The 19198-nt window shown below is 63.1% G+C and carries 20 protein-coding genes and 1 tRNA gene; 11 read left to right on the plus strand and 10 right to left on the minus strand.

The features are described from left to right. The first annotated feature begins 171 nt into the window (after positions 1-171). Positions 172-248: transfer RNA gene (locus tag QGN31_RS11545), tRNA-Pro, on the plus strand. A gap of 37 nt (positions 249-285) precedes the next feature. On the opposite strand, the gene QGN31_RS11550 is transcribed toward QGN31_RS11545, so the two are convergent. The 4 genes from QGN31_RS11550 to QGN31_RS11565 form a co-directional block, all read right to left on the minus strand. Next, positions 286-1491 carry a tyrosine-type recombinase/integrase gene (locus QGN31_RS11550; protein ID WP_236593172.1) on the minus strand — a complete coding sequence of 402 codons (1206 nt, stop codon included), beginning with the start codon at positions 1489-1491 and terminating at the stop codon, positions 286-288. Then, a complete protein-coding gene (locus QGN31_RS11555; protein ID WP_008257535.1) occupies positions 1491-1700 on the minus strand; it encodes a helix-turn-helix transcriptional regulator in 210 nt (69 codons plus the stop codon). Before QGN31_RS11555 ends, QGN31_RS11550 begins: the two co-directional genes overlap by 1 nt. 205 nt (positions 1701-1905) lie before the next feature. Beyond that, positions 1906-2340, minus strand: a complete 435-nt coding sequence (locus tag QGN31_RS11560) for a hypothetical protein (RefSeq protein WP_041785691.1) — start codon at positions 2338-2340, stop codon at positions 1906-1908. Positions 2341-3000: 660 nt separating this feature from the next. Further along, on the minus strand, positions 3001-3144 hold the full coding sequence (locus tag QGN31_RS11565) for a hypothetical protein (RefSeq protein WP_014385073.1): 144 nt from the start codon (positions 3142-3144) through the stop codon (positions 3001-3003). Between the two features lie 554 nt (positions 3145-3698). Here QGN31_RS11565 and QGN31_RS11570 point away from each other — a divergent pair. The 6 genes from QGN31_RS11570 (at position 3699) to QGN31_RS11595 (ending at position 8456) form a co-directional block, all read left to right on the plus strand. After that, positions 3699-3917: a hypothetical protein gene (locus tag QGN31_RS11570; protein ID WP_162130191.1), complete on the plus strand. Its 219-nt coding sequence runs from the start codon at positions 3699-3701 to the stop codon at positions 3915-3917. Between the two features lie 643 nt (positions 3918-4560). Further along, the gene (istA, locus tag QGN31_RS11575) at positions 4561-6153 is read left to right on the plus strand and encodes an IS21 family transposase (protein WP_043955664.1); all 1593 of its coding nucleotides are present in this window, start codon (positions 4561-4563) and stop codon (positions 6151-6153) included. Beyond that, complete coding sequence (gene istB / locus QGN31_RS11580; protein WP_014941578.1) at positions 6150-6953, plus strand: IS21-like element helper ATPase IstB; 804 nt, start codon at positions 6150-6152, stop codon at positions 6951-6953. Before istA ends, istB begins: the two co-directional genes overlap by 4 nt. 39 nt (positions 6954-6992) lie before the next feature. Then, complete coding sequence (locus QGN31_RS11585; RefSeq protein WP_014941577.1) at positions 6993-7571, plus strand: hypothetical protein; 579 nt, start codon at positions 6993-6995, stop codon at positions 7569-7571. 5 nt (positions 7572-7576) lie between these two features. Continuing rightward, positions 7577-7915, plus strand: a complete 339-nt coding sequence (locus QGN31_RS11590; protein ID WP_014941576.1) for a DUF3024 domain-containing protein — start codon at positions 7577-7579, stop codon at positions 7913-7915. A 262-nt stretch (positions 7916-8177) separates the two neighbouring features. Beyond that, positions 8178-8456, plus strand: a complete 279-nt coding sequence (locus tag QGN31_RS11595; protein ID WP_041785028.1) for a helix-turn-helix domain-containing protein — start codon at positions 8178-8180, stop codon at positions 8454-8456. 469 nt (positions 8457-8925) lie between these two features. On the opposite strand, the gene QGN31_RS11600 is transcribed toward QGN31_RS11595, so the two are convergent. From QGN31_RS11600 to QGN31_RS11610, 3 genes are all read right to left on the minus strand, one after another. Next, the gene (locus QGN31_RS11600) at positions 8926-10200 is read right to left on the minus strand and encodes an ATP-binding protein (protein WP_326544702.1); all 1275 of its coding nucleotides are present in this window, start codon (positions 10198-10200) and stop codon (positions 8926-8928) included. A gap of 158 nt (positions 10201-10358) precedes the next feature. After that, positions 10359-10856 carry a hypothetical protein gene (locus QGN31_RS11605; RefSeq protein ID WP_014385068.1) on the minus strand — a complete coding sequence of 166 codons (498 nt, stop codon included), beginning with the start codon at positions 10854-10856 and terminating at the stop codon, positions 10359-10361. Positions 10857-11051: 195 nt separating this feature from the next. Further along, on the minus strand, positions 11052-11447 hold the full coding sequence (locus tag QGN31_RS11610; protein WP_232065605.1) for a hypothetical protein: 396 nt from the start codon (positions 11445-11447) through the stop codon (positions 11052-11054). Between the two features lie 507 nt (positions 11448-11954). Between QGN31_RS11610 and QGN31_RS11615 the strand changes: the two genes are divergently transcribed. Then, entirely contained in the window at positions 11955-12302 is a 348-nt protein-coding gene (locus tag QGN31_RS11615) for a hypothetical protein (protein ID WP_014385064.1), read from the plus strand. A 295-nt stretch (positions 12303-12597) separates the two neighbouring features. On the opposite strand, the gene QGN31_RS11620 is transcribed toward QGN31_RS11615, so the two are convergent. The 3 genes from QGN31_RS11620 to QGN31_RS11630 all read right to left on the minus strand — a co-directional run bounded on the left by QGN31_RS11620 (position 12598) and on the right by QGN31_RS11630 (position 14769). Beyond that, complete coding sequence (locus tag QGN31_RS11620) at positions 12598-13284, minus strand: CAP domain-containing protein (RefSeq protein ID WP_014385063.1); 687 nt, start codon at positions 13282-13284, stop codon at positions 12598-12600. A 293-nt stretch (positions 13285-13577) separates the two neighbouring features. After that, the gene (locus QGN31_RS11625) at positions 13578-14018 is read right to left on the minus strand and encodes a lipoprotein LpqH (RefSeq protein WP_080588024.1); all 441 of its coding nucleotides are present in this window, start codon (positions 14016-14018) and stop codon (positions 13578-13580) included. Positions 14019-14139: 121 nt separating this feature from the next. Then, the gene (locus QGN31_RS11630; RefSeq protein WP_041785026.1) at positions 14140-14769 is read right to left on the minus strand and encodes a TetR/AcrR family transcriptional regulator; all 630 of its coding nucleotides are present in this window, start codon (positions 14767-14769) and stop codon (positions 14140-14142) included. A 1391-nt stretch (positions 14770-16160) separates the two neighbouring features. Here QGN31_RS11630 and QGN31_RS11635 point away from each other — a divergent pair. From QGN31_RS11635 to QGN31_RS11645, 3 genes are read left to right on the plus strand one after another with little or no spacing between them, the layout of a single operon-like run. Further along, a complete protein-coding gene (locus tag QGN31_RS11635) occupies positions 16161-16853 on the plus strand; it encodes an MlaE family ABC transporter permease (RefSeq protein WP_232065660.1) in 693 nt (230 codons plus the stop codon). A 35-nt stretch (positions 16854-16888) separates the two neighbouring features. After that, positions 16889-17704: an ABC transporter permease gene (locus QGN31_RS11640; protein ID WP_051019785.1), complete on the plus strand. Its 816-nt coding sequence runs from the start codon at positions 16889-16891 to the stop codon at positions 17702-17704. 5 nt (positions 17705-17709) lie between these two features. After that, the gene (locus QGN31_RS11645) at positions 17710-19182 is read left to right on the plus strand and encodes an MCE family protein (protein WP_014385058.1); all 1473 of its coding nucleotides are present in this window, start codon (positions 17710-17712) and stop codon (positions 19180-19182) included. Positions 19183-19198: the final 16 nt, after the last annotated feature.

Genomic DNA, 19198 nt, shown 5'->3' on the forward strand with positions numbered 1-19198 from the left:
TCGCGACGGTGTCGGTCACTTCCGGACCAGGTGGTGATTCTCGAACCCGATAGCGCATGCGCTAGCACGTTGGATGACGAGGCGCTGGTCGCCCAGACGCTGGGCGCCTGGCGAATTGGTGGAGCGCTTACGGTAGGCTTTCGACCTGCTGCCGGTGGAACCACTGGCGCGCGGGCTGTGGCGCAGTTTGGTAGCGCACTTGACTGGGGGTCAAGTGGTCGCAGGTTCAAATCCTGTCAGCCCGACCAGAGAAGACGTGTCCTGATCTGCGGTGACGCGATTAGGTCAGGATGAGATGACGCTTAGTTGGGGACCACTTGGGGACCACAAGTGCCGCTCAAGCAGGTCGCCCGCGTTGATGACGGATTGCCGGTCGGGGTGCAGATAGCGCTGGGTCGTTGTGAGTGCTCCGTGACCGGCGATCTTGCGGAGGATGTGTACCGGAACGCCGGCATCGGCCATCCACGTCAGTCCCGTATGCCGTAAGCCATGACGCGTGAGCTTTTCGTAGCCGAGCTGGGTGACCACGGCGTCCCAAGAGGTGGCGTCGCGCAGCGTGGCTGTGGTGATCCTTCCGCCCCTGGGGCCGATGAAGAGTCGCGCATCGGGGTTGCTTGCGACGACGTCCATCCGTCGCTGGACGAGTTCGCGGACAGCCGGGATCAACGGGACTTCGCGCGCACGTTTGCCCTTAGTGTTCTTGTCCACCAAGCCACCCGGCGATGGGGTGGTCTGACGGCGCACCGTCCATATCCACTCGTGGGTGTTGATGTCGCGCACCAGGCATCCGGCCACTTCGCCGATGCGGGCGGCGGTGCACGCCTCGAAGATGACTGCATCACCCCAACCCCGATAACGGCCCGCCGACCGGGCGACGAGTGCATCGGCGAGGGTGGTGAGGGCAGTCCAATTCGGGAGCGCAAGTGCCCGTGGATCGTCGAGTTCGTCCTCGGCGAGCTTGTATTGGCGCTGCCAACCGGAGACTCGAGCCGGATTGCGGTCAATGATGCCGTCTCGCAGCGCTTGTTCCATGATCCGGACGAGCACGGCGAGGCTGTTCTTGACAGTTGATCGACTGCATTCGTCCGCGATCCACGCGTGCACAGCTCGATCCACTGCACCATTGGTGACCATGGCAATGGGCAGGTGTCCGAGCGTCGGGACAACGCGTTTGCGCCAGCCGGCCAGGTAGGGATCGGTGGTCTTGGACTCAAGCCCCCGCAGCGCCAATGCCATGTTCGTGGTGCCGTATTCCGCCAGCGTCGTCGTGGCCGTCTTCGGGTCGACCCCGTGCGCCGCGGCGCGTTCCATCCGGGCGGCCCAGTCGACCGCGGCTTCACGCGTTGCAAACGAAGCTGATTTCGAAGCGCGGCTCTTGGTGATCGGGTCGATCCACCGAACCCGAGCGCGGAAGGGAGCGGCCCGGGTGGGGCGCTCCTCGATGTCAACTGATAACGAAACACCAAGTGGAAGTGTCAGTTCTTTGGCCATCACGCGACCTCGCCGGGGTCAACGTGCCGACTGGACAACCATGCCTCGACGTCGTTGGAGTTATACATGTACACCCGGTCCGAAACGCGTACAAAGGCCGGGCCTTTGGGCGGATGCGACGTACGCCAGCGTCGAATGGTGGATGCGTCGACGTGGAGCAGCTCGGCAAGTTCGGCTGAGCTGTACCAGTGCCCGTCTAGCAAGGCCATCGTGCTGCGTTCCCTTCCCGCATCGGCCGGCGCGAGCTTTCGGGCGCCAGTGTCATGCGGTACCTCGTTTTTAAAGGCTAGAGCTGGCGGTGGCGTTACGCGACGGTCGGCCGTGACGAGAATTGGCGCATCTTCCCGCGCTCACCGGGTGGTCGGCAGTCGTGCGCCGCCGCTCCACTCCGGCGCGGTGTGTGTGGCCGCCGGCTTAGTAGCGACCTTTGCGGGCCGCGCGTTCTGCTGCGCGGCGCTGCTGGCGGCTGAGCATGACGTCGTGCTGGCCAGCTTGGTGCAGCGGGTAAGCGGCGCTCGCCACGACAGACTCCAATTCCGCCACGCGGATTCGCAATTGCCGCAACTCCTCAGACTCATGGCGCAGGCGGGCCAGTTCCTGGTCGCGCTGATCGGCCGCGTCGACGTCATGGCGGAGACGCTTGCGGAGCGTCTCGATCTCGTCGCGGGCCTGCCGGTACGACGGATCATCCGACAGAACCCGCTGGAGATCTACCGAGGCCGCGAACTGCTCCATCGCGGACCGCAACTCGTCGCCGATGTCGCCCGACGCGTACCGGTGCACAAGGGATTGCAGGAGGGTTTTGCATTGGTAGTCCGAGCTAAGAAACAGGCGCGCCAAGGTCTCCATGGAGGGCAGCGGTAGGCGCGCATCAGGGTCGGGGCGGTGCGCGCGAGGCACCTCGACGACACGCACCGCCGCGCCGGAATCAAGGGCTGCGATGCGCTCCGCGGATGCTCGCCGCCGGCAACGCGCGGAGCACCACACAGGCCGTCGACCCGGCCCCTTATCGGGTACTTCGAAAGATGCACCGCAGCGCGGGCACACCCGTTCCGAAACCGTTCTTGCCTCTAAGGCCACTGCGCTAACGCCCACTACCACACGGCTCCTAGAAAACGTCTGGACGAAATGTTATCAATACGAGACCTTAGTGCAAGAGGTGTGATGTTCGGCGGACGGTGAAAATTAGCAGCGCTAACTTCCAGGAAAGTGCACCCGAGCGCACGGGTCATTTGCACTGCAAAGAGCGTTTGGCCGGTTGACGCGCCAGGCAGTGCGGTGGGACGTGAACCGAAATGATCGGGGCGCGGATGGTTGAGCCATGGCGCGGTGATGGTTCTACCGGCGCGCGGCGCTTCTGCGAACCGATGGTCCTCCGTCGTGCGACCTAGAAAACCGCGCGCCGGGTTATCCCGCCACGCTCGAGGGGAGAGCGGCTCTGGCACGGACACGACCTAGGGCACGGAGACGAATGGCCTTCTCGCCCTTCGTTTCGGCAGTCGGCGAGGTCTACACCGAGAACGTCAATTGCGGGAAGCACACGTCAAAATGAGTCTGGTCCGCAGCGAGCCAGTCGTCGCTGACGATTCCGTGCACCACTGACAGCGGCACAGGGTCCATCGCAACTAAGACTTGCGCTAACGCTTGCTCCATCAGCGGCAGACTACCGAGGGCTCGGGGCCGACGCGGGTACCGCGTGTGCCAACACGCGGTACCCGACGTGGAAGCCCCAACGTGCGCCCCCACGGTTTCTTGGCCGTTGAAACGCGAGGTCGGGTGTCACGACGTATGAGTGGCAGGGGAGCGGCGCGCAGTGGCGGCTTTTCCGAGCTGGCGCGCCACCCTAGCGGTGGTCCCGAACAATGATGGCGGCATGTTGGCGCGAGATGGCGACGGCTGGCGGGACTGTGGTCGTGATTGGCTCGCGGAGCGGCGCAGAGTGCGGAGCGGGCAGCGGAACACCTAGCGGCTCCAGCCCCGGACCGAACGAAGGCTTGAATATTGCCTGGCACGCTGACCGACTTGGGGAGTCGTCGGCCGGCGCAGCGGGGTCCGAGCGCATTGCCGACCGTGGGCGATGCGTCGTTTCCGGTTCTGGAAACGCTGCCGGAGAAGGCCGCCAATCGAAGCGCGCCCTACTAGTAGTACATTCGGCTCCGGAAAGGGTTGCTGCCGTGCTTGTACGGATCGCTTCAGGAAGGCGCGTTATGAGTGGTTCCAAACGGGGGCGACGTAGCGGCTCCGAGCGCCGACGTCTGACTGAGACGGTTGTCGTTCGCCTTGCACCGGCTGAAAAGAAGATCTTGGAAGAAGCGGCCGCGCGGATGGGCATTAGCATCGTCCGACTCGTGCGCGAGTCCATCAACGGCCATATGCGCGAGCCGGTGCTGGCGACTGGCGAAAGGAATAAAACCACCGAACGTTAAGAAGAGTGAGCGGGGTTCAGCAACCGCTGACAGTGCCTACGCCGAAGAGGTGGTTGTGCCGCTGGGACAGGACTGACGTACTCGCTGCCTCAGTGAGGCTCTACTGCACTGGGCAGGCGAATGCCCAATTTCGGCGCCAGCATGATTTCCAGGGGCCAGCACCCTCGGTCGGGCAGTATCGCGATGCGCACGAATACATCCCGGCCTGGCGGCACTTTGGCTGCATACGTGCCATGACCGACCGGCGTCTCCCTCCGCCTGAAATTGATCAAGCGTCATAGCATCAATCGCAGTGGGATCGGCACCCATTGGTTGCGCAAATGTTCGGATTCCCCCATTCCAGCTACCAGTTTGTCGAGGTAGCAGATCGACTCCGTGAGCCGGTCAAGGGCATCAACGCTTAACGCCGGCAACCGAGTTGGCCCCATGCGGTGGCTGTGACAGCCTGACTTGGCCCCGGGTGGACGGTTTGAAGTGGCTCCACCTGTGTGGTCGCGGGTGTGCTGTTTTGACGGTCTGATTTGGCTCCGTCTTCACGACACGCCGCGTTGGTTATGACGACGTGGATTGGCCCCACCTGACGGTGATCGCGTGCGTTCCGGATGGCCTGGATCGCGTGGTGATGAAGGTGAGGGTCTGGAGGGTGAGGTCGAAGGTGGAGCAGTTCGCGGCGATCCGCCGGGATCATCGGCTTGAGGGGTTGTCGATCCGGGCGCTGGCCGATAAGCATCGGGTGCACCGGCGCACGGTGCGTCAGGCGTTGGCCTCGGCGGTGCCGCCGGCACGCAAAGTTCCGGCGCGGGTGGCACCGCGGCTTGAGCCGTTCAAGGCCGCTATTGATGAGATGCTGCGCTCGGATCTGGACGCCCCGAAGAAGCAACGTCACACCGCCCGAAGGGTTTTGGCGCGTCTGGTCGATGAATACGATGCGACCGGGTTGTCGTATTCGACGGTGCGTGATCATGTCCGCAAGCGGCGCCCGCAGATCGCCGCGGAAGCGGGCCGGGCGTTGGAGGCGGGGTTCGTGCCGCAGACGTATCGGCCCGGCGCTGAAGCCGAGGTCGACTTCCATGATCTGTGGGTGGTGCTGGCCGGGGTGAAGACCAAGACCGCGCTGTTCACAATGCGGTTGTCGTTCTCGGGGCGGGCGGCCCATCGGGCGTTCGCGACCCAGGGCCAGGAGGCCTTCCTGGAAGGTCACGTGTACGGATTCGACCGGCTCGGCGGCGTACCGGTCGACAAGATCCGCTACGACAACCTCAACAGCGCGGTCAAGCAGGTGCTGTTTGGGCGTTCTCGTCAGGAGAACGAACGCTGGATCGCGTTTCGTTCGCACTACGGTTTCGAAGCCTGGTACTGCCAGCCCGGTCACGACGGCAGTCACGAGAAGGGCGGCGTGGAAGGCGAAGGCGGGCGGTTTCGCCGCACCCATTGCGTGCCGATGCCGAAGGTCGAGTCGATCGACGAGCTCAACGAGATGCTGGCTGCGGCTGATGATGCTGATGATCGGCGTCGGATCGCCAACCGCGCCAACACTGTTGGGCAGGACTGGCAGACCGAGAAGCTGGCGTTGCAGCCGATCCCCGGTGAACCGTTCGATACGGCGTTGACGTTGACCCCGCGGGTGGACCGCTACGCCCAGATCATGGTGCGCTGCAATCAGTACTCGGTGCCGGCCCGGTTCATCGGCCATCGGCTCCGGGTCAAACTGTCGGCCTCCCACGTCACCGTCTATGACCGCACCAGCGTGGTCGCACGGCATCCGCGGGCGGTCGGCAAGGGCACCAAGGTGCTGGAATTGGATCACTACCTGGAGATCCTGGCCCGCAAACCCGGCGCTCTGCCTGGGGCCACCGCCTTGCTGCAAGCCCGGGCGGCCAAGGTGTTCACCGCCGAGCACGACGCCTGGTGGGCGGCAGCGCGGCGGGCTCACGGCGATGCGGCCGGTACCCGGGCGCTGGTGGAGGTGTTGCTGCTGCATCGCCGTCTCGACCACGCCGATGTGCTCGCCGGGATCGCCGCCGCACTGTCGGTGGATGCCACCAATGCCGATGTGGTCGCGTTGGAAGCACGCAAAGCCGCCGAACGACGCCGTCGCGGCAGCGACACCGACCCCGCGGGCGGGCCCGCTCACGGTGGGCAGGTCCTGGTGCTAGCCGAGCGCCGTCTGCTCGATGCGCGTGCGCTGCCCTCGGTCGACCAGTACGACACCTTGCTGGGCCGGGAAACGTCATGAGTATTGCGCGACGCAATGTCACCGAGCAAGCCGCGGTCTCGGCCATCGAGCAGGGCTGCCGAATGTTGCGGCTGCCCACGATCCGTGACCGCTTCGCCGAGATCGCCGCGGCCGCCGAACGCGAGCAGCAGTCCTATCTGGGGTTCTTGTCGGAGTTGGTGATCGCCGAGTGTGACGACCGGGATCGGCGCCGCGCCGCACGCCGCGTGCACGACGCGGGATTTCCCCGACCAAAACGGCTCGAGGAGTTCAACTTTGAGGCCAACCCGGCGATCAACCCGGCTGTCATTGGAACCTTGCGCACCTGCGGCTGGGTCAAGGCCGGTGAACCGCTGTGCTTGATCGGGGACTCCGGGACCGGCAAGAGCCACCTGCTGATCGGCCTGGGGACCCTGGCCGCCGAATCCGGCTACCGGGTCCGCTACACCCTGGCCAGCAAGCTGGTCAACGAACTCGTCGAAGCCGCCGACGACGCCCAGCTGAGCAAACTGATCACCCGCTACGGGCGGGTCGATCTGCTGCTGATCGATGAGCTGGGCTATCTGCAATTGGATCGCCGCGGCGCCGAACTGTTGTTCCAGGTGCTCACCGAACGCGAAGAACGCTCTGCCGTGGCGATCGCCTCCAACGAACCGTTCTCGGCCTGGACCAAGACATTCACCGACCCGCGGTTGTGCGCGGCGATCGTCGACCGGTTGACCTTCGCCGGACAGATCATCGAAACCGGAACCACCTCCTACCGGCTGGCCCATGCCCGCAAAAGACGCACCAGCACAGCCACTGAGTCCACCCGCAGCTGACCCGCGCCTACACCCTGCGGCGGCTACAGTGACCAGGTCATGTTGGTCGCCGATCTGCACCACTTCCTCGACGTGGGACCCGACACCCCGGGCCCGGCCCGCAAGCTCGCCGAACACCTAAGCGCGATTGTCGCCGCAGCCTCGGCCGGCGACGCTCACACCCGATGGGAAACCGCCCTGCCGTGCCGGCGCCGGCCAGCCCACCGTGCCTGCCCCGGCCGCATCGTCGTGAGCTGGACCCAACCCGATCACCCCATCAACTGGTGCTGCAGCCACTGCGATGACGACGGCACCATCAGCAACTGGGCCACCTCGATCTACGACCTGCGTCGCCAGCAGTTGAGCGCGGCCGAACCCGTCCAGAATGTCCTCGTCGATGCCGACACCGCGGCAATCCTGCGGACCCTGCCGTTCCTCGACCATGACTGCCACAGAGCAGTTTTCGCCATCCACGCCCACGGCAACGAATTGCACCTCACGGTCACCGACACCGAACTCAACGAACTGATAGATTCCCTGGCCGCCGAAGCCAACCACGAACCCAACCGCCGCCGCCAACGACAACTCGACAACGCCTACGACCACCTCACCACCGCCGCCGGCCAACCCCGCTGGTAATCAGAATGGCACTGCCCGAACTTGACGTCGCACGCGTGCAACGCTGGTGCGCGGCAAGGGTTCCCGACGACGCGCGCCACGAAGTACGCCTGGAATGCGAGGTAGCGTCCAGGTATCTGACCATCACCGAGCATCGCCCGCCTTGGCGTGACGACTTCGGCCCGGACTGGATCAGCTTCCCGATCGCCCGACTGCGCTACACCGCTACCAACAAAACCTGGACCCTCTACTGGCGTGACCGCCACCAACGATTCCACCGCTACGACCTGCTCGACCCCTCAGCCCGCATCGCCGACCTGCTCACCGAAATCGACAAAGACCCCACCGGCATCTTCTGGGGCTAACCACCCGAACCCTGGGCCGGGGCCAAATCCGGCCGTCACACCGGGGCCAGTTCAAGTTGACATTGCCAATGCGGTAATGCAACGAGTAGCCCGTGCCTCCAGCCATGAGCTGAGCGCCTCACCCTCGGGTGGCCAAGTCGGATGGAAAAAGTACGGATAGACCCGATTGATGTCGGTCGGGGCTAAAAGACGCCAAGGCCGACGGCGAAATGTATTACTAGTAGGGCAGACAGTTGGGCGCTGACGCCGATTACTTGAGAGCGTGCCCACGCGCCCGAGCCAAAATAGTCCGGAGCGGGTCGCCCAGTGGGAACGCTGGCGATCCGTCGTGGGGCACAACATCCGCGAGTTACGGATCCAGCAAGGGATGACTCAAGAGGCGCTTGCATTGCGGTCGGGTGTTACACGCAATGTCCTCATCGATGTTGAGCACGGGCGCCGCGGATTGCTCTATGAGCGCCTTTTCGACATTGCCGAGGCCCTGCAAGTTCCGGTAAACGAGCTCTTGGTTGCGCGTACGCGGCGCCGAAACAAGCGGTAAAGCAGGTTTTTTGACGCAACCGGCGATCTGTTTCGCGCCGGGCCGATGTAGCGGCCGGTTCTCCTCGAAAGGCGCCGGTACGTTCGTCAGGCCCTGGGAGGGCAAGCGGGTGCGTCGATTGACTTTGGTCGTCCTGCGCGGTCGGTTCCAACCCGAACGCCGACTCTTCGGAACAGCCACCCCCAGGGCACTCTCGATCGTACTACTAGTAGTGCTACATCACATCCGTTTCTCGAACGAAAGCGCTTGCGATCACGTTGTTCGGGTCGACTTGGCCGCGAATCCTCGATGCCAATCCGATTTACGATTTACGGCGTGTCGCGCCTGTTGACAAGAACATGACCGCGCAGGAGTTCAGCCATCGTTTCCCAATCGACCAAGTCTTCCAGCCCTTACTGCGCTGATCCGTGCGCTTCTGCGGGTCGTGGCGCCGATCAGCGACTGGTTGAGCCTAGGACTGCGCTGTTGATCACAGGTAGTTGCCCTGGGGTAGTTCGGGTTTGAAGCGGCCGGACTGGATGGTGGCCAGGAGCGCGGTGTCGCTGACCGTCCCGGTGGCTAGAACGGTACGCCGAACGATTTCGCGGATGTCGGCGCCATTGGTTTCGGTATTGAAGTGGCAGGCGACTTGACTGGAATCGACGGATTCGGCTCCGGGAATGCCCCGCAGGTAGGTGGTCAGGATCCGTGCTGCCGCCGCGCGTGTGGGATAGCCGATCTCGATGATCGAGTCGAAGCGTGCGGTCCGGATCGCCGCCGCGTCCAGAGACGCGACGTCGTTTGTGGAAGCCAACGTCAAGATCGGCGCTGAGGGGTCTGTGTCCATGACAGCCAAGAACTCCGAGAGAGGACGAACCTCGCTGTGGTGGCGGCGATTGCCGACGATGAGGTCGATGTCCTCAAGCACGATCACGGTGGGCCCTAGTGCACGGGCCTCTTTGTACACGGCGGACAGCACTGATTTGCCTGCGCGGGCGTCGACATTGATCACGGTAAACGGCCCGACGAGTTCGGCGGCGATGGTTTGCGAGATCGCGGTCTTGCCGACGCCCGGCGGCCCGGCGAGCAAGATTCCGCGGCGTACTCCCAGCCCCAACTGGGTCATCAACTGCCGGTGGGTGGTCAACGCGGCGATATTGAGGTCGATCTCTTCCCATACCGACTCGGGCACAATCACATTCGTGCGGCTAAGGGTTGGGATGTCCGTGACCTCAAGAACCAGGCCGTTGTTCTCGGATGCGGTCAGCGCTCGACCACGGTAGAGGTTTTTGGCGCCATCGGCGTCGGTCATGATCGCCTCGATCACGGCGACGGCATGACCGCGATCAGCAGGGGTGGTGTAGACCTGCAGCCGTGGCGTATCGGAATACAGCGTCGATGAACTTAGCCGGACCACGACGGGCGCGGGGGCGAGCTGGCCGGCTGTGAAGAACGCCGACAGCCGCGCAGGCGGCGCAAGGTGTTTGTCGCCAATCTCGATGTGCGCCCAGGTCGGTGGCTCATCGTCGTCGCTGGGCCCGATCGGGGGATCGAAGCGGTCGATCAACGCGGCCAGCGCCAACCCGGCCGCGACGTGTCCGATCGAGGACAGCCGCCGTGACTCACATACCAGATCCGACCCCGATCGGCCCAACATCGCATGCAGAAACCCCGCGAGGGTGACTTGCGTGGTTACCGACCCCGTCAAAATTTGGCCGACTAACTGCACTGCCCGCCGAACCGACGAATCCTCACCGGCCAACACCGCGGCTAGGGCTGGTGGCTCAACGTCGGACATGCTCAGCAGTATGCCCGCACCTACCGACGCACCGCAGGACCGGCCATCGCTGACACCTTTGGCCCGCGTGGAAATAGCGGGCGCAATAGGGTCGCCGAGCGTTTTCCGGCGGCGACCGGCAACAACTAGCTGCCCGGCGAGCCTTGCTGGATCACCTTGGGAACCGGTAGGCCATCTCGACGTAGGTCGCCGGGGAGGCACGGCGATGTTGCGACGATGGTCGGTGGATAGTCGGGAGGATATGCCGCCTTGATTTGTATATGGTATCCGTCTGGGAAGTAACCGAATTGGTTGGGTTTTTCGAAGCCGTCGCGCTCGATCACCGTGATGCCCCAGCTTCGCCAAAGTTCTCCGGCGTGTGCGATGAGATCTGCCGGCTTCATGCCGGCGGGCCCGATCACTTTGGCGAACAACGAAAATTCGGCGGGGCCGGGGCCGGGGCCGGGGCCGGTGTAGTTGTCATCGCAGCCGAGGTTGCTGCCGCCGATGGTGTCGCTCGTGTCTAGGACGGTGCCCGGTGGCAACCCGTCGACTGTTTTCTGTAGGTACCGAACCAGTGAGTCCTGGGCCTCTTGTTGGCTTTTCGGGATCTTCGGTGACGGCGCAATGGGTGTGGGTTCCATGGGCCCTCCTGGAATCATTGTCGCGCAGGACGGGGCTGATGACCCCGACCCTGTGTGCTTGGTTGGATTGGTCGATGAGCACGCGGCAAGTACGGCCGCTGCCAACAGAACAGCAAGAACGTGAAGTAATCCGCGGGATTCTTCGTTTGTTTTCATTCTGGCCTCGCGGGAGGAGGCCGGGCTGGCATCGTTGCTTCAGGTGTGATGCAGTTCGTCGAGGTTTCCGTCAGCCCACTCGTCCGCGGCCGCCACGGCATCGGGATGATCGGACATCCAGTTGCCGTGCGCCGTGCATCGCAGGCACAACTCGTCCTGGTCTGCGTGTCGCGGCAGCAAGCCGTAGTGAGCGCGGATGTGTCCCTCGCTGAATGTGCGGCCTGCGCGGTAGTCGGCTTCTGCTTCGATGAGCGATTCACGAACGCCCGGTAGTGCCAACCGGAAGTCTGTGTCGTCGTCGGCCCACTGATCGGCATTACCAGTCACCCCATCAGGGTAGTGGCGTATTGCGATAAACCGGATCTGCTGACTATCGCGATGGGCGGTAGCTTCACGACAATGTCGGCAAAATCCGAGCTGGACCGGATTGGTCACCACATCGCCGATGAGGCGTAGACCGGGGTTTGGCGGAGGGCGCGCCGCTGTTCGCTCGCAGTGGCGGCGGATCAGTTCACGTCACTTGGCGCGCAGCGTCGAGCTCGCGGTGGATCCTCGACATCGTCCCGAGCAGATCGAGCGCATCCTGCTCGGTCCAGCCGGGGTTCGTGGGCCCCAAGGCTTTCGGAAGCCTGCGAAGGCACCTTCGGCCAGGAGCGCTGCGCCCTCGTGCTCGTTGTGCTCGGTAAGCCGCGATGGACAGGTATGCCCGCGTCACCCGGACCTTGTTCGATACGACCCTTGATCCCGACAACCAGCGCGGCTCCCTCACGTCCACCGAAGAATTGCAGTCGGTGATTGCGAAGTTCGAGCCGACAGATACGGCACAGCTGGAATTACTGGGCTCGTACGCCTGGGTCATTGGACAGTTGCGGCAACCGAATCCACGCGCTTCCCCTCGACACACAACATAGGCTGTCTCGCAGCTACGGCTCGTCCACAACGGTGGCGAACACCCTCAACGGTCTTGCAGAGTTCGACCCCGCCGCCACACCGCTCAGTCAAGTCCAACTGGACAGGCTTGGGGTCTGGAACGCACAGTCATCCAACCCATTTCAGCCGCGCACGTACTCTGCAGACATCGCCACCCTGGTGACAACCCTCTTCAGGGAGACGCTGTGCTACTTGGAGGAGTTCTCTCACTTCATCATTCGCAACAAGGTGCTGTTAACGATCACAACGCAGAAACGTCCCGTGCTCGGTTGCTGGGCGGACGATCCTCGCCCGATGCCAGACGCGCTGTTAAACGAGCTTCTCTATCGGGAAATGCTGGGATGGGCTGAGTTCGGCTGATCTGCACAACGCAACGGCGCCGTGCTTATCAGCGGGTTCGGGGTGGGTCAGACAGCCTCCGCGAGGCAGCGCGTCCCGCGAACAGCCATACAACCGACAAGCCGAACCTCGTGTTCTTTGATGTCAGGCAACTGTTCTCGCGGAGGCGGTGCCGAGATGCCGGCTTCATCAAGCAAAGGTAGGGGCCACAGAGCGCCCGATTTCGCTCGGTGAGCGCTCGAACCAAGCTTAGTTTCGCGGGCTCTCGCGGCCTAATCGGTTACGCGCCGGGCTCCGATGACGTTCTGGCCCTTGCCTATTGCGGCGGATTGCCAGGCGGCGGGTAGACACCCCGCAGGATCCAGGGGAACCAATTGATGCCGAACTCGAGCTCGTCGCTGGCGTCATAGTCGGGGCTGGGATCGATCGGTATATTAGTCTCGCTTTGCGCTGCGCCCATGGGCGACACTTCATTTGCCCCGGTGCCGGCCGGTTGTACGGGCTGTCCATAAACAGCCACGACGACGGTGCGATCCGGGCTGTTTTCCGACCAGACTCCCATCTGGGAATTGGCGCAGTTGGACATGATGGCGTTGTAGCCGGGGTTGTAGTACCACCGGTTGATCAAATCGTTTCCGCTGATTGCGATGGATTGGTTGATCGCCACTGTTTCCGCGGCCTGACCGTGGAAGCCTGCCGCGTTCGCGCGGTCCTGGGGGGTGGATCCGTCTGAGCCGATGTCGCCGTCGAGGTTGCGGTTGTTCAGCACATCCCTACTGTGCCGCTGCGCGGCGAGTTGCAGCTGTGGGTTGATCCTGACGTCGTTGGTGCAGCCTGCCTGATGCTGCATGGTGTAGACGTTGGCAACGACACCGTCGTTGAGGCGTTTGTTGTTCGGTATGAGCGTGTTGTTGTCATTATCCGCATGCGCGGCAGGGGCATACAGCAGGGCGCTGGTGGCGACTAACAACAAGGCGCGCGGTGTCAGCGGCCGATACTGCATGTCGTTTCCTCCTTGTCCGCCACCGAGTAGGCGGAGGCCGGTGGCGCGCCGCGGAAGCGCCTACGACCAATTACTGCCTTGGCCATGGTGATTGCGCCACAGTTCGGCCCTTGCTTTCGAGCGACCAGAATTAGACAGACATATTACGCTTTAGCCGCCACGAAGCAAGGAGAGCTTTCGCTCAGGTGGATCATCGGGGCCGCTCTCGCGATCGCCCGAACGCGGCGCATCTGCTCAACCACTGTCGCCAGGCTGAGTGCCAACTGGGTTGGTTCGTGATCGGCGGCAACGGGCTAACACGCGACCCGGATTGCGAATGTGCCTGTTGTCCGCACGCTGGGGTGGTCGGTGTCGAACCCGTCGGCGGTACCACGGATCATGTACGTCTGACCCGTCATACTTACGCCGGCGTTGCCGTCGAGCCCTTTCATGTAGCTCCCGGTGAAACCGCCCAAGTTAGTGATGCTGACGGATTTGGCAGTGAGCCCAGTTTCGTTGGATATCAGTGCCGTAACGCCTGCAGCCGTGTCACCAGTAGTGATCGTCGTTAATGCTCCTATTGGCGAGCACTTCACCGAAGTCGTCGCCGGGAGTTCCTTGTCGTTAATCGTCACCCTCGCGGTTCCTGCGGCCAGTGCGTCCGACGGAGGCGAGGCAAGGGGCGACGATGAGCAAGCCGCGATACCCGACGCGACCAGAGCCGCCGCCGTCGTGTTGAAGAACCGTTTCTGCACGAGCCCACCTCGGTTTCGTCTCGTCACTTCTGCCCAACCTTCCGCTAGAGAAATGTAGCCGCCGCGAGGGCCACCGGTGATGAATCGCTCAACCAACAATGGCGCCTGCACGCCGATCCCGCTACGCCCGAGGAGTCAGTGAGGCGACGAGCAGGTTCCGCAGCAGGCCCTCGTCACCACCGTCTTCGGGACTAGCCGGTTCAGCAATGAGGCTGAAGTTGATCCGGACAATCCAGCGGGCAAGGGTGCTGGCTGGTAGGTCGCGCCGAATCTCGCCGGCAACCGCAGCGGCCTCGAGCCGCCGCACGAGCGTGTCAGCGAGTTTGGCTCGCCACAACTCGGAGCCTTCGGCGGCGTGATAGGCGGCACCGAGCGCTTGATGTTCTTCGATCAGCGATCGCATTATCGGTGAGCTGCGGGCGATGTCGGTGCCCCGCAGGCATGCTGCGACGAGCTGAGTCATAAATGGGTCGTCGGTCTGCCAGCATCGTTCGACGGCTTCCGCGGTGGCGGCGAGGACCCGCACAAAGGAGGCAGCCAGCAGGGCGTCTTTCGTTGGGAAGTAGTAGTACACCGTCGACCGGTGCACGCCTGCGCGTCGGGCGATGTCGCTCATCCGGGTGCGTACCGGGCCTTTGTCCGCGTAGCAGGCATCGGCTGCGGCGAGTAGCCTTCGGCGCGCCTCGTCCTCATCGGCAGGTGAGTCGGCGCCCCACGACCGCGCGCGGTGTTTCTCGGGTCGAGCGGTCACAAGAGCACACTATGGGTTTCCTGGCATTCCGGTGACGCACTTCGCAGTTACGGTCGGACACCTTGGTCGAAGCATCCGTCGACCGACCGTAATCAGGAGGACACGCAGGCAGGCGCACCATCGCGGTCATATCCGCACCGACTCGGCAACGGATATACAGTGGGCGCGGCTCGCCGCCGTGGAGCATCTGACGGGTGTCGTCCGGCTCATCAGCAACGTGTTTAAACCAGCTAATGGTCTAATGAGATAAATAGATAAATGTTTTGCTGTTGTGAGCTAATGCCCGACGCGGCCCATTCGCATGCTCCTCTTCTGCTCGGCCGACACCCTAAGCCGAGACGGGTTGACCGACTAGCCTGTTGGCGGAGAAAAATTGCCGAATCTGTTCGAGGGTGGCGCAAGCGGCAAGATTTGAGGGCAACTCGGCGTTGCAACCGCACCGCCGACGCCAGCGAACACCCGCGCAGCCCAAAAGTGCTGGTCATACGTCCGGCGGGCTGCCAACCGTTCGGTGGCTTTGAGGCCGGCGCCACCATGTGCGACGTGGTACGCCTCCTGCGGTGCGCCGCTTCGCACTCGGGCCGCAGCGCCCCAGTTTGAGATACAGAGCGCGAATTTACCACCATTTATCTTCTCGGCTCGCAACTATTCGATGTCTGCGCGATGCGTGACTAAATAAGGTTTAGAAGCATCGAGTGTCTGCACAAATAAGCTTTTTATTTTAGCTGCGGCAAGTCCTATTTGTGCGCTCACAAGAAATCTTGGCGCAAAGTGCGGCGTGCCAATATATTCTGATCTTAGAGGCGACCAAGCGGATGAAAAAGCTGATCTCAGCGAATGATTGAAAGCTAAAGAAGCCGGTTTCGCTGATCTGGAACGGATGCTCCGGCTCGGCTATGTGCGGCACGGTCGTGCCCTGGGGGCCTACTCTATGAGACCTGCGCTTAAGGGTTTCACCTGCGGGAGGGCGCAGCGGTCGGCGCCGACCAAGGAGCGCGTGATCGATCAGGTTCATCAATGATTGCGACATTTGTATTGACTTTGTCGGAACCTCACAGCAAAGCAGTCATAGTTCGACAGATGTCTACCGAATCTGGGTTATGGAGAATAAAAGCCGTTTATGTTGCTCTTCATGAAAGTCGTGGTAGCGTCCCGCTGTGCCGTGGGCCACACTGTGGAACGGGTGCACATGCATAAACCGCTACGGAGAGGATTCATCCGCTCAAATGTCGGGCGAGGATAGAACGGGAGCCTTAGTGGTCGCGACGGAAACTAGGCCTGACCCGCCGGCCACCAGTTTGCGGACTGGGGGCATCGACCCTAGGCCGGAGACCTACACCAAGCCGCTACGCGAGGTCGGCAGCTTCTTCGCGTTGTCGCTGGACATCGCGATGCAAATGGTGCGTCCGCCCTTCGCCTGGCGAGAGTTCATTCATCAGAGTTGGTTTGTGGCCCGGGTGACCATCTTCCCGACCGTTGCCGTGTCGATCCCGTTCAACGCGTTCGCCGTCTTCATCATCAACATCCTGCTGGTCGAGATCGGCGCTGCTGACCTCTCCGGCACCGGCGCTGCGCTGGCGTGCGTCGTGTACATCGGCCCGATATCGACGGTTCTGGTCGTCGCGGGTTGTGGCGCCACCGCGATGTGCGCCGAATTGGGGGCCCGCACCATCCGCGAAGAAATCGATGCGATGCGGGTGATGGGAATCAACCCGGTCCAGCGCCTCCTAGTGCCGAGGGTTCTTGCGCTCACTGTCAACGGGCTACTGCTGAATGCCATCAACACGATCGTCGGTCTGGTGACCAGCTACTTCTTCTCCGTCGGCTTCCAACATGTCAACCCCGGTTCCTACGCGGCGAGCTTGACACTGCTCGTCGGGGTCACCGAGGTCGTCATAGCGTTCGTCAAGGCAACACTTTTCGGCGTGATCGCCGGCTTCATCGCCTGCTACAAGGGCACCACTGTGGGCGGAGGCCCGCAAGGCGTCGGCAACGCGGTCAACGAAACCGTGGTGTACACGTTCATGGCTTTATTTGTGATCAACGTGGTGCTCACCGCAGTCACGACGAAGGCGACGATGTGAGCGCCGCCCCCGCCGGACTGCGGCTGCCGCGGCTGATGAATACCGTGCGTGGCCTGATCAACGAGTGGAATCGGCTGGGAAGCCAGACTGCGTTCTACGTCAGGGCACTTGGCTTCATGTGGGAAGCCGTTGTCCGCTACAAAGTGGAGACGCTGCGACTGATCGCCAACATGAGTCTGGGTGTTGGTGCGCTGGCCGTGATCGGCGGCACCGTGGTCATCGTCACCACCTTGACGATGTCTGTCGGTGGACTTGTCGCCATCCAGCTATTCCGGTCGTTGTCCGATGTGGGGGTCCAGGCGTTGAGCGGTTTTGCCTCCGCTTACATCAACACGCGTCTCGCCGCGCCGCTGGTCGCCTGTATCGGCCTCGCGGCCACTATCGGCGCCGGTGCCACTGCGCAGTTGGGCGCCATGCGAATCAACGAGGAGGTCGACGCGCTCGAGGTGATGGGCATCCGCACAATCACCTACCTGGTCTCCACCCGGGTGGTGGCCGGTGTGGTCGTCGCAGTTCCGTTATGGTGCATGGCCTCGCTGGCCGGCTATATGGCCACGCGGACCCTTGTCATTTTCGCGTATGGGCAGGCTCCCGGGGTCTACGACCACTACTTCCACACCTACCTGCAGCCGAAAGACCTTATCTGGTCGATGCTGCAAGTCATCGGGACGGCCACATCGATCATGCTGGTACACACCTATTACGGTTTTAACGCCTCTGGCGGCCCTGCGGGCGTCGGTGAGGCGGTCGGTCGTGCGGTACGCGCATCCCTGGTCGTTGCGGTAGCGGTGACTTTGGCGGTGGCGATGGCCGCCTACGGTGTGTCCGGCGACTTCAACCTGTCGGGATAGCGACGATGACAAGGAAACGGCGCGAGGCCGGCCTGCACCCGGCGCTGTGGACGGTGATCCTTTTCGCCTTCATCATCGGCGCGGTTGTGCTGACGCTAGGGGCGTTCAACAGAGACTTCAGGCCGTACGCCAGGGTGACCCTCACCTCGGACCGGTCGGGCCTGGTCATGGAACCCGGCGCGAAGGTGAAGTTGCGCGGCGTCCAGGTCGGCCGGGTGGCGTCGATTCAGCAGGGCGACCCGGTGAAACTTCAGCTGGAACTGTATCCAGAGCAGCTCAAATACATTCCCTCCAACGTCGGAGCCGAGATCACCGCCACCACAGCGTTCGGCGCCAAGTATGTCGACCTGCTCACCCCCACCGACCCGAGCCCGAAGCGGCTGACGGCCGGAGCGGTGGTGGAGTCACGCAACGTGACCACCGAAGTAAACACGGTGTTCCAGAATTTGGTGGCGGTGCTGAACAAGGTCGACGTCGCCAAACTCAACGGTGTCCTCACGGCGCTGGCCGAAGGGTTTCGCGGCAAGGGTCCGGCCATCGGCGAGGCGACCACCGACTTCAACCAGGTCCTGACGGAGATCAACCCCCGCAGCGAAACCATCCGCGCGGATTTCCATGCGCTGAAGGGGTTCAGCGACACCTACGCCGCAGCCGCACGCGACATTGTGACGGTACTGGACGCTGCCAGTGCGACTAGCTCCACCATCACCAACAACGCCAAGCAGCTTGACTCGTTGCTGCTCGACGTCACTGGACTTTCCCGTAGCGGGGTCAACCTGCTCGGTCCGAACAAGGACAACCTGGTGCACGGCATTAACCTGCTCGAGTCGACCACCAGCCTGTTGATGAAATACAACCCGGAACTGACCTGCTTGCTGGTCGGCGGCAAGAACGTCGTTGATTTCGGCTTCTTGGATGTTGCCGGTGGCCGCAACGGCTTCTCGGTGATCCTGGACGCCGGACTGCTATTGGGCGACGACACATACAGTTTCCCCGAGAATCTGCCGATCAACGGCATCAAGGGCGGCCCCGGCGGCCAGCCCGGTTGTGGATCGTTGCCAGACGTGTCGAAAAACTTCCCGCAGCGCTACCTGGTCACCAACTCGGGGTGGGGCACCGGGATGGATGTGCGTCCTAACCCCGGTATCGGCTTCCCGGGCTACGTCGATTACTTCCCCGTCACCCGCGGAACACCGAAACCGCCCAGCTTGCGCCACCCGGGAGGCCCGGCTCCCGGCCCGATCCCGTACCCGGGTGCACCACCGTACGGGGCGCCGATGTACGCCCCGGACGGAACGCCGCTGTATCCCGGGCTGCCGCCGGCGCCCCCGCCGGGCAGGCCCCGGGAACCGGGGCCGCCGCCGGCCGGATCCGAACCGTTCTTGCCCGCAACGCCGGGCGGACCGCAACCAACATGCGGGCTGGTCACCGGGCCGTGCGAGCCGCCGCCACCGCCGCCGTTTGCCCCAGCGCCCTGACGGCCGAAAGTCATAG

The sequence above is a fragment of the Mycobacterium sp. 2-64 genome, from assembly GCF_035918375.1.
In the GTDB taxonomy this organism is placed as follows: domain Bacteria; phylum Actinomycetota; class Actinomycetes; order Mycobacteriales; family Mycobacteriaceae; genus Mycobacterium; species Mycobacterium intracellulare.

What these genes read in the sequence shown, in the direction of transcription:
- istB (WP_014941578.1), top strand. Translation starts at nt 6,150, where the DNA reads ATGAGTATTGCGCGACGCAATGTCACCGAGCAAGCCGCGGTCTCGGCC.
- QGN31_RS11635 (WP_232065660.1), top strand. Translation starts at nt 16,161, where the DNA reads ATGCAAATGGTGCGTCCGCCCTTCGCCTGGCGAGAGTTCATTCATCAG.
- QGN31_RS11555 (WP_008257535.1), bottom strand. Translation starts at nt 1,700, where the DNA reads ATGGCCTTGCTAGACGGGCACTGGTACAGCTCAGCCGAACTTGCCGAG.
- QGN31_RS11605 (WP_014385068.1), bottom strand. Translation starts at nt 10,856, where the DNA reads ATGGAACCCACACCCATTGCGCCGTCACCGAAGATCCCGAAAAGCCAA.
- QGN31_RS11590 (WP_014941576.1), top strand. Translation starts at nt 7,577, where the DNA reads ATGGCACTGCCCGAACTTGACGTCGCACGCGTGCAACGCTGGTGCGCG.
- QGN31_RS11570 (WP_162130191.1), top strand. Translation starts at nt 3,699, where the DNA reads ATGAGTGGTTCCAAACGGGGGCGACGTAGCGGCTCCGAGCGCCGACGT.
- QGN31_RS11565 (WP_014385073.1), bottom strand. Translation starts at nt 3,144, where the DNA reads ATGGAGCAAGCGTTAGCGCAAGTCTTAGTTGCGATGGACCCTGTGCCG.
- QGN31_RS11560 (WP_041785691.1), bottom strand. Translation starts at nt 2,340, where the DNA reads ATGGAGACCTTGGCGCGCCTGTTTCTTAGCTCGGACTACCAATGCAAA.
- QGN31_RS11620 (WP_014385063.1), bottom strand. Translation starts at nt 13,284, where the DNA reads ATGCAGTATCGGCCGCTGACACCGCGCGCCTTGTTGTTAGTCGCCACC.
- QGN31_RS11645 (WP_014385058.1), top strand. Translation starts at nt 17,710, where the DNA reads ATGACAAGGAAACGGCGCGAGGCCGGCCTGCACCCGGCGCTGTGGACG.
- QGN31_RS11585 (WP_014941577.1), top strand. Translation starts at nt 6,993, where the DNA reads ATGTTGGTCGCCGATCTGCACCACTTCCTCGACGTGGGACCCGACACC.
- QGN31_RS11640 (WP_051019785.1), top strand. Translation starts at nt 16,889, where the DNA reads ATGAATACCGTGCGTGGCCTGATCAACGAGTGGAATCGGCTGGGAAGC.
- QGN31_RS11550 (WP_236593172.1), bottom strand. Translation starts at nt 1,491, where the DNA reads ATGGCCAAAGAACTGACACTTCCACTTGGTGTTTCGTTATCAGTTGAC.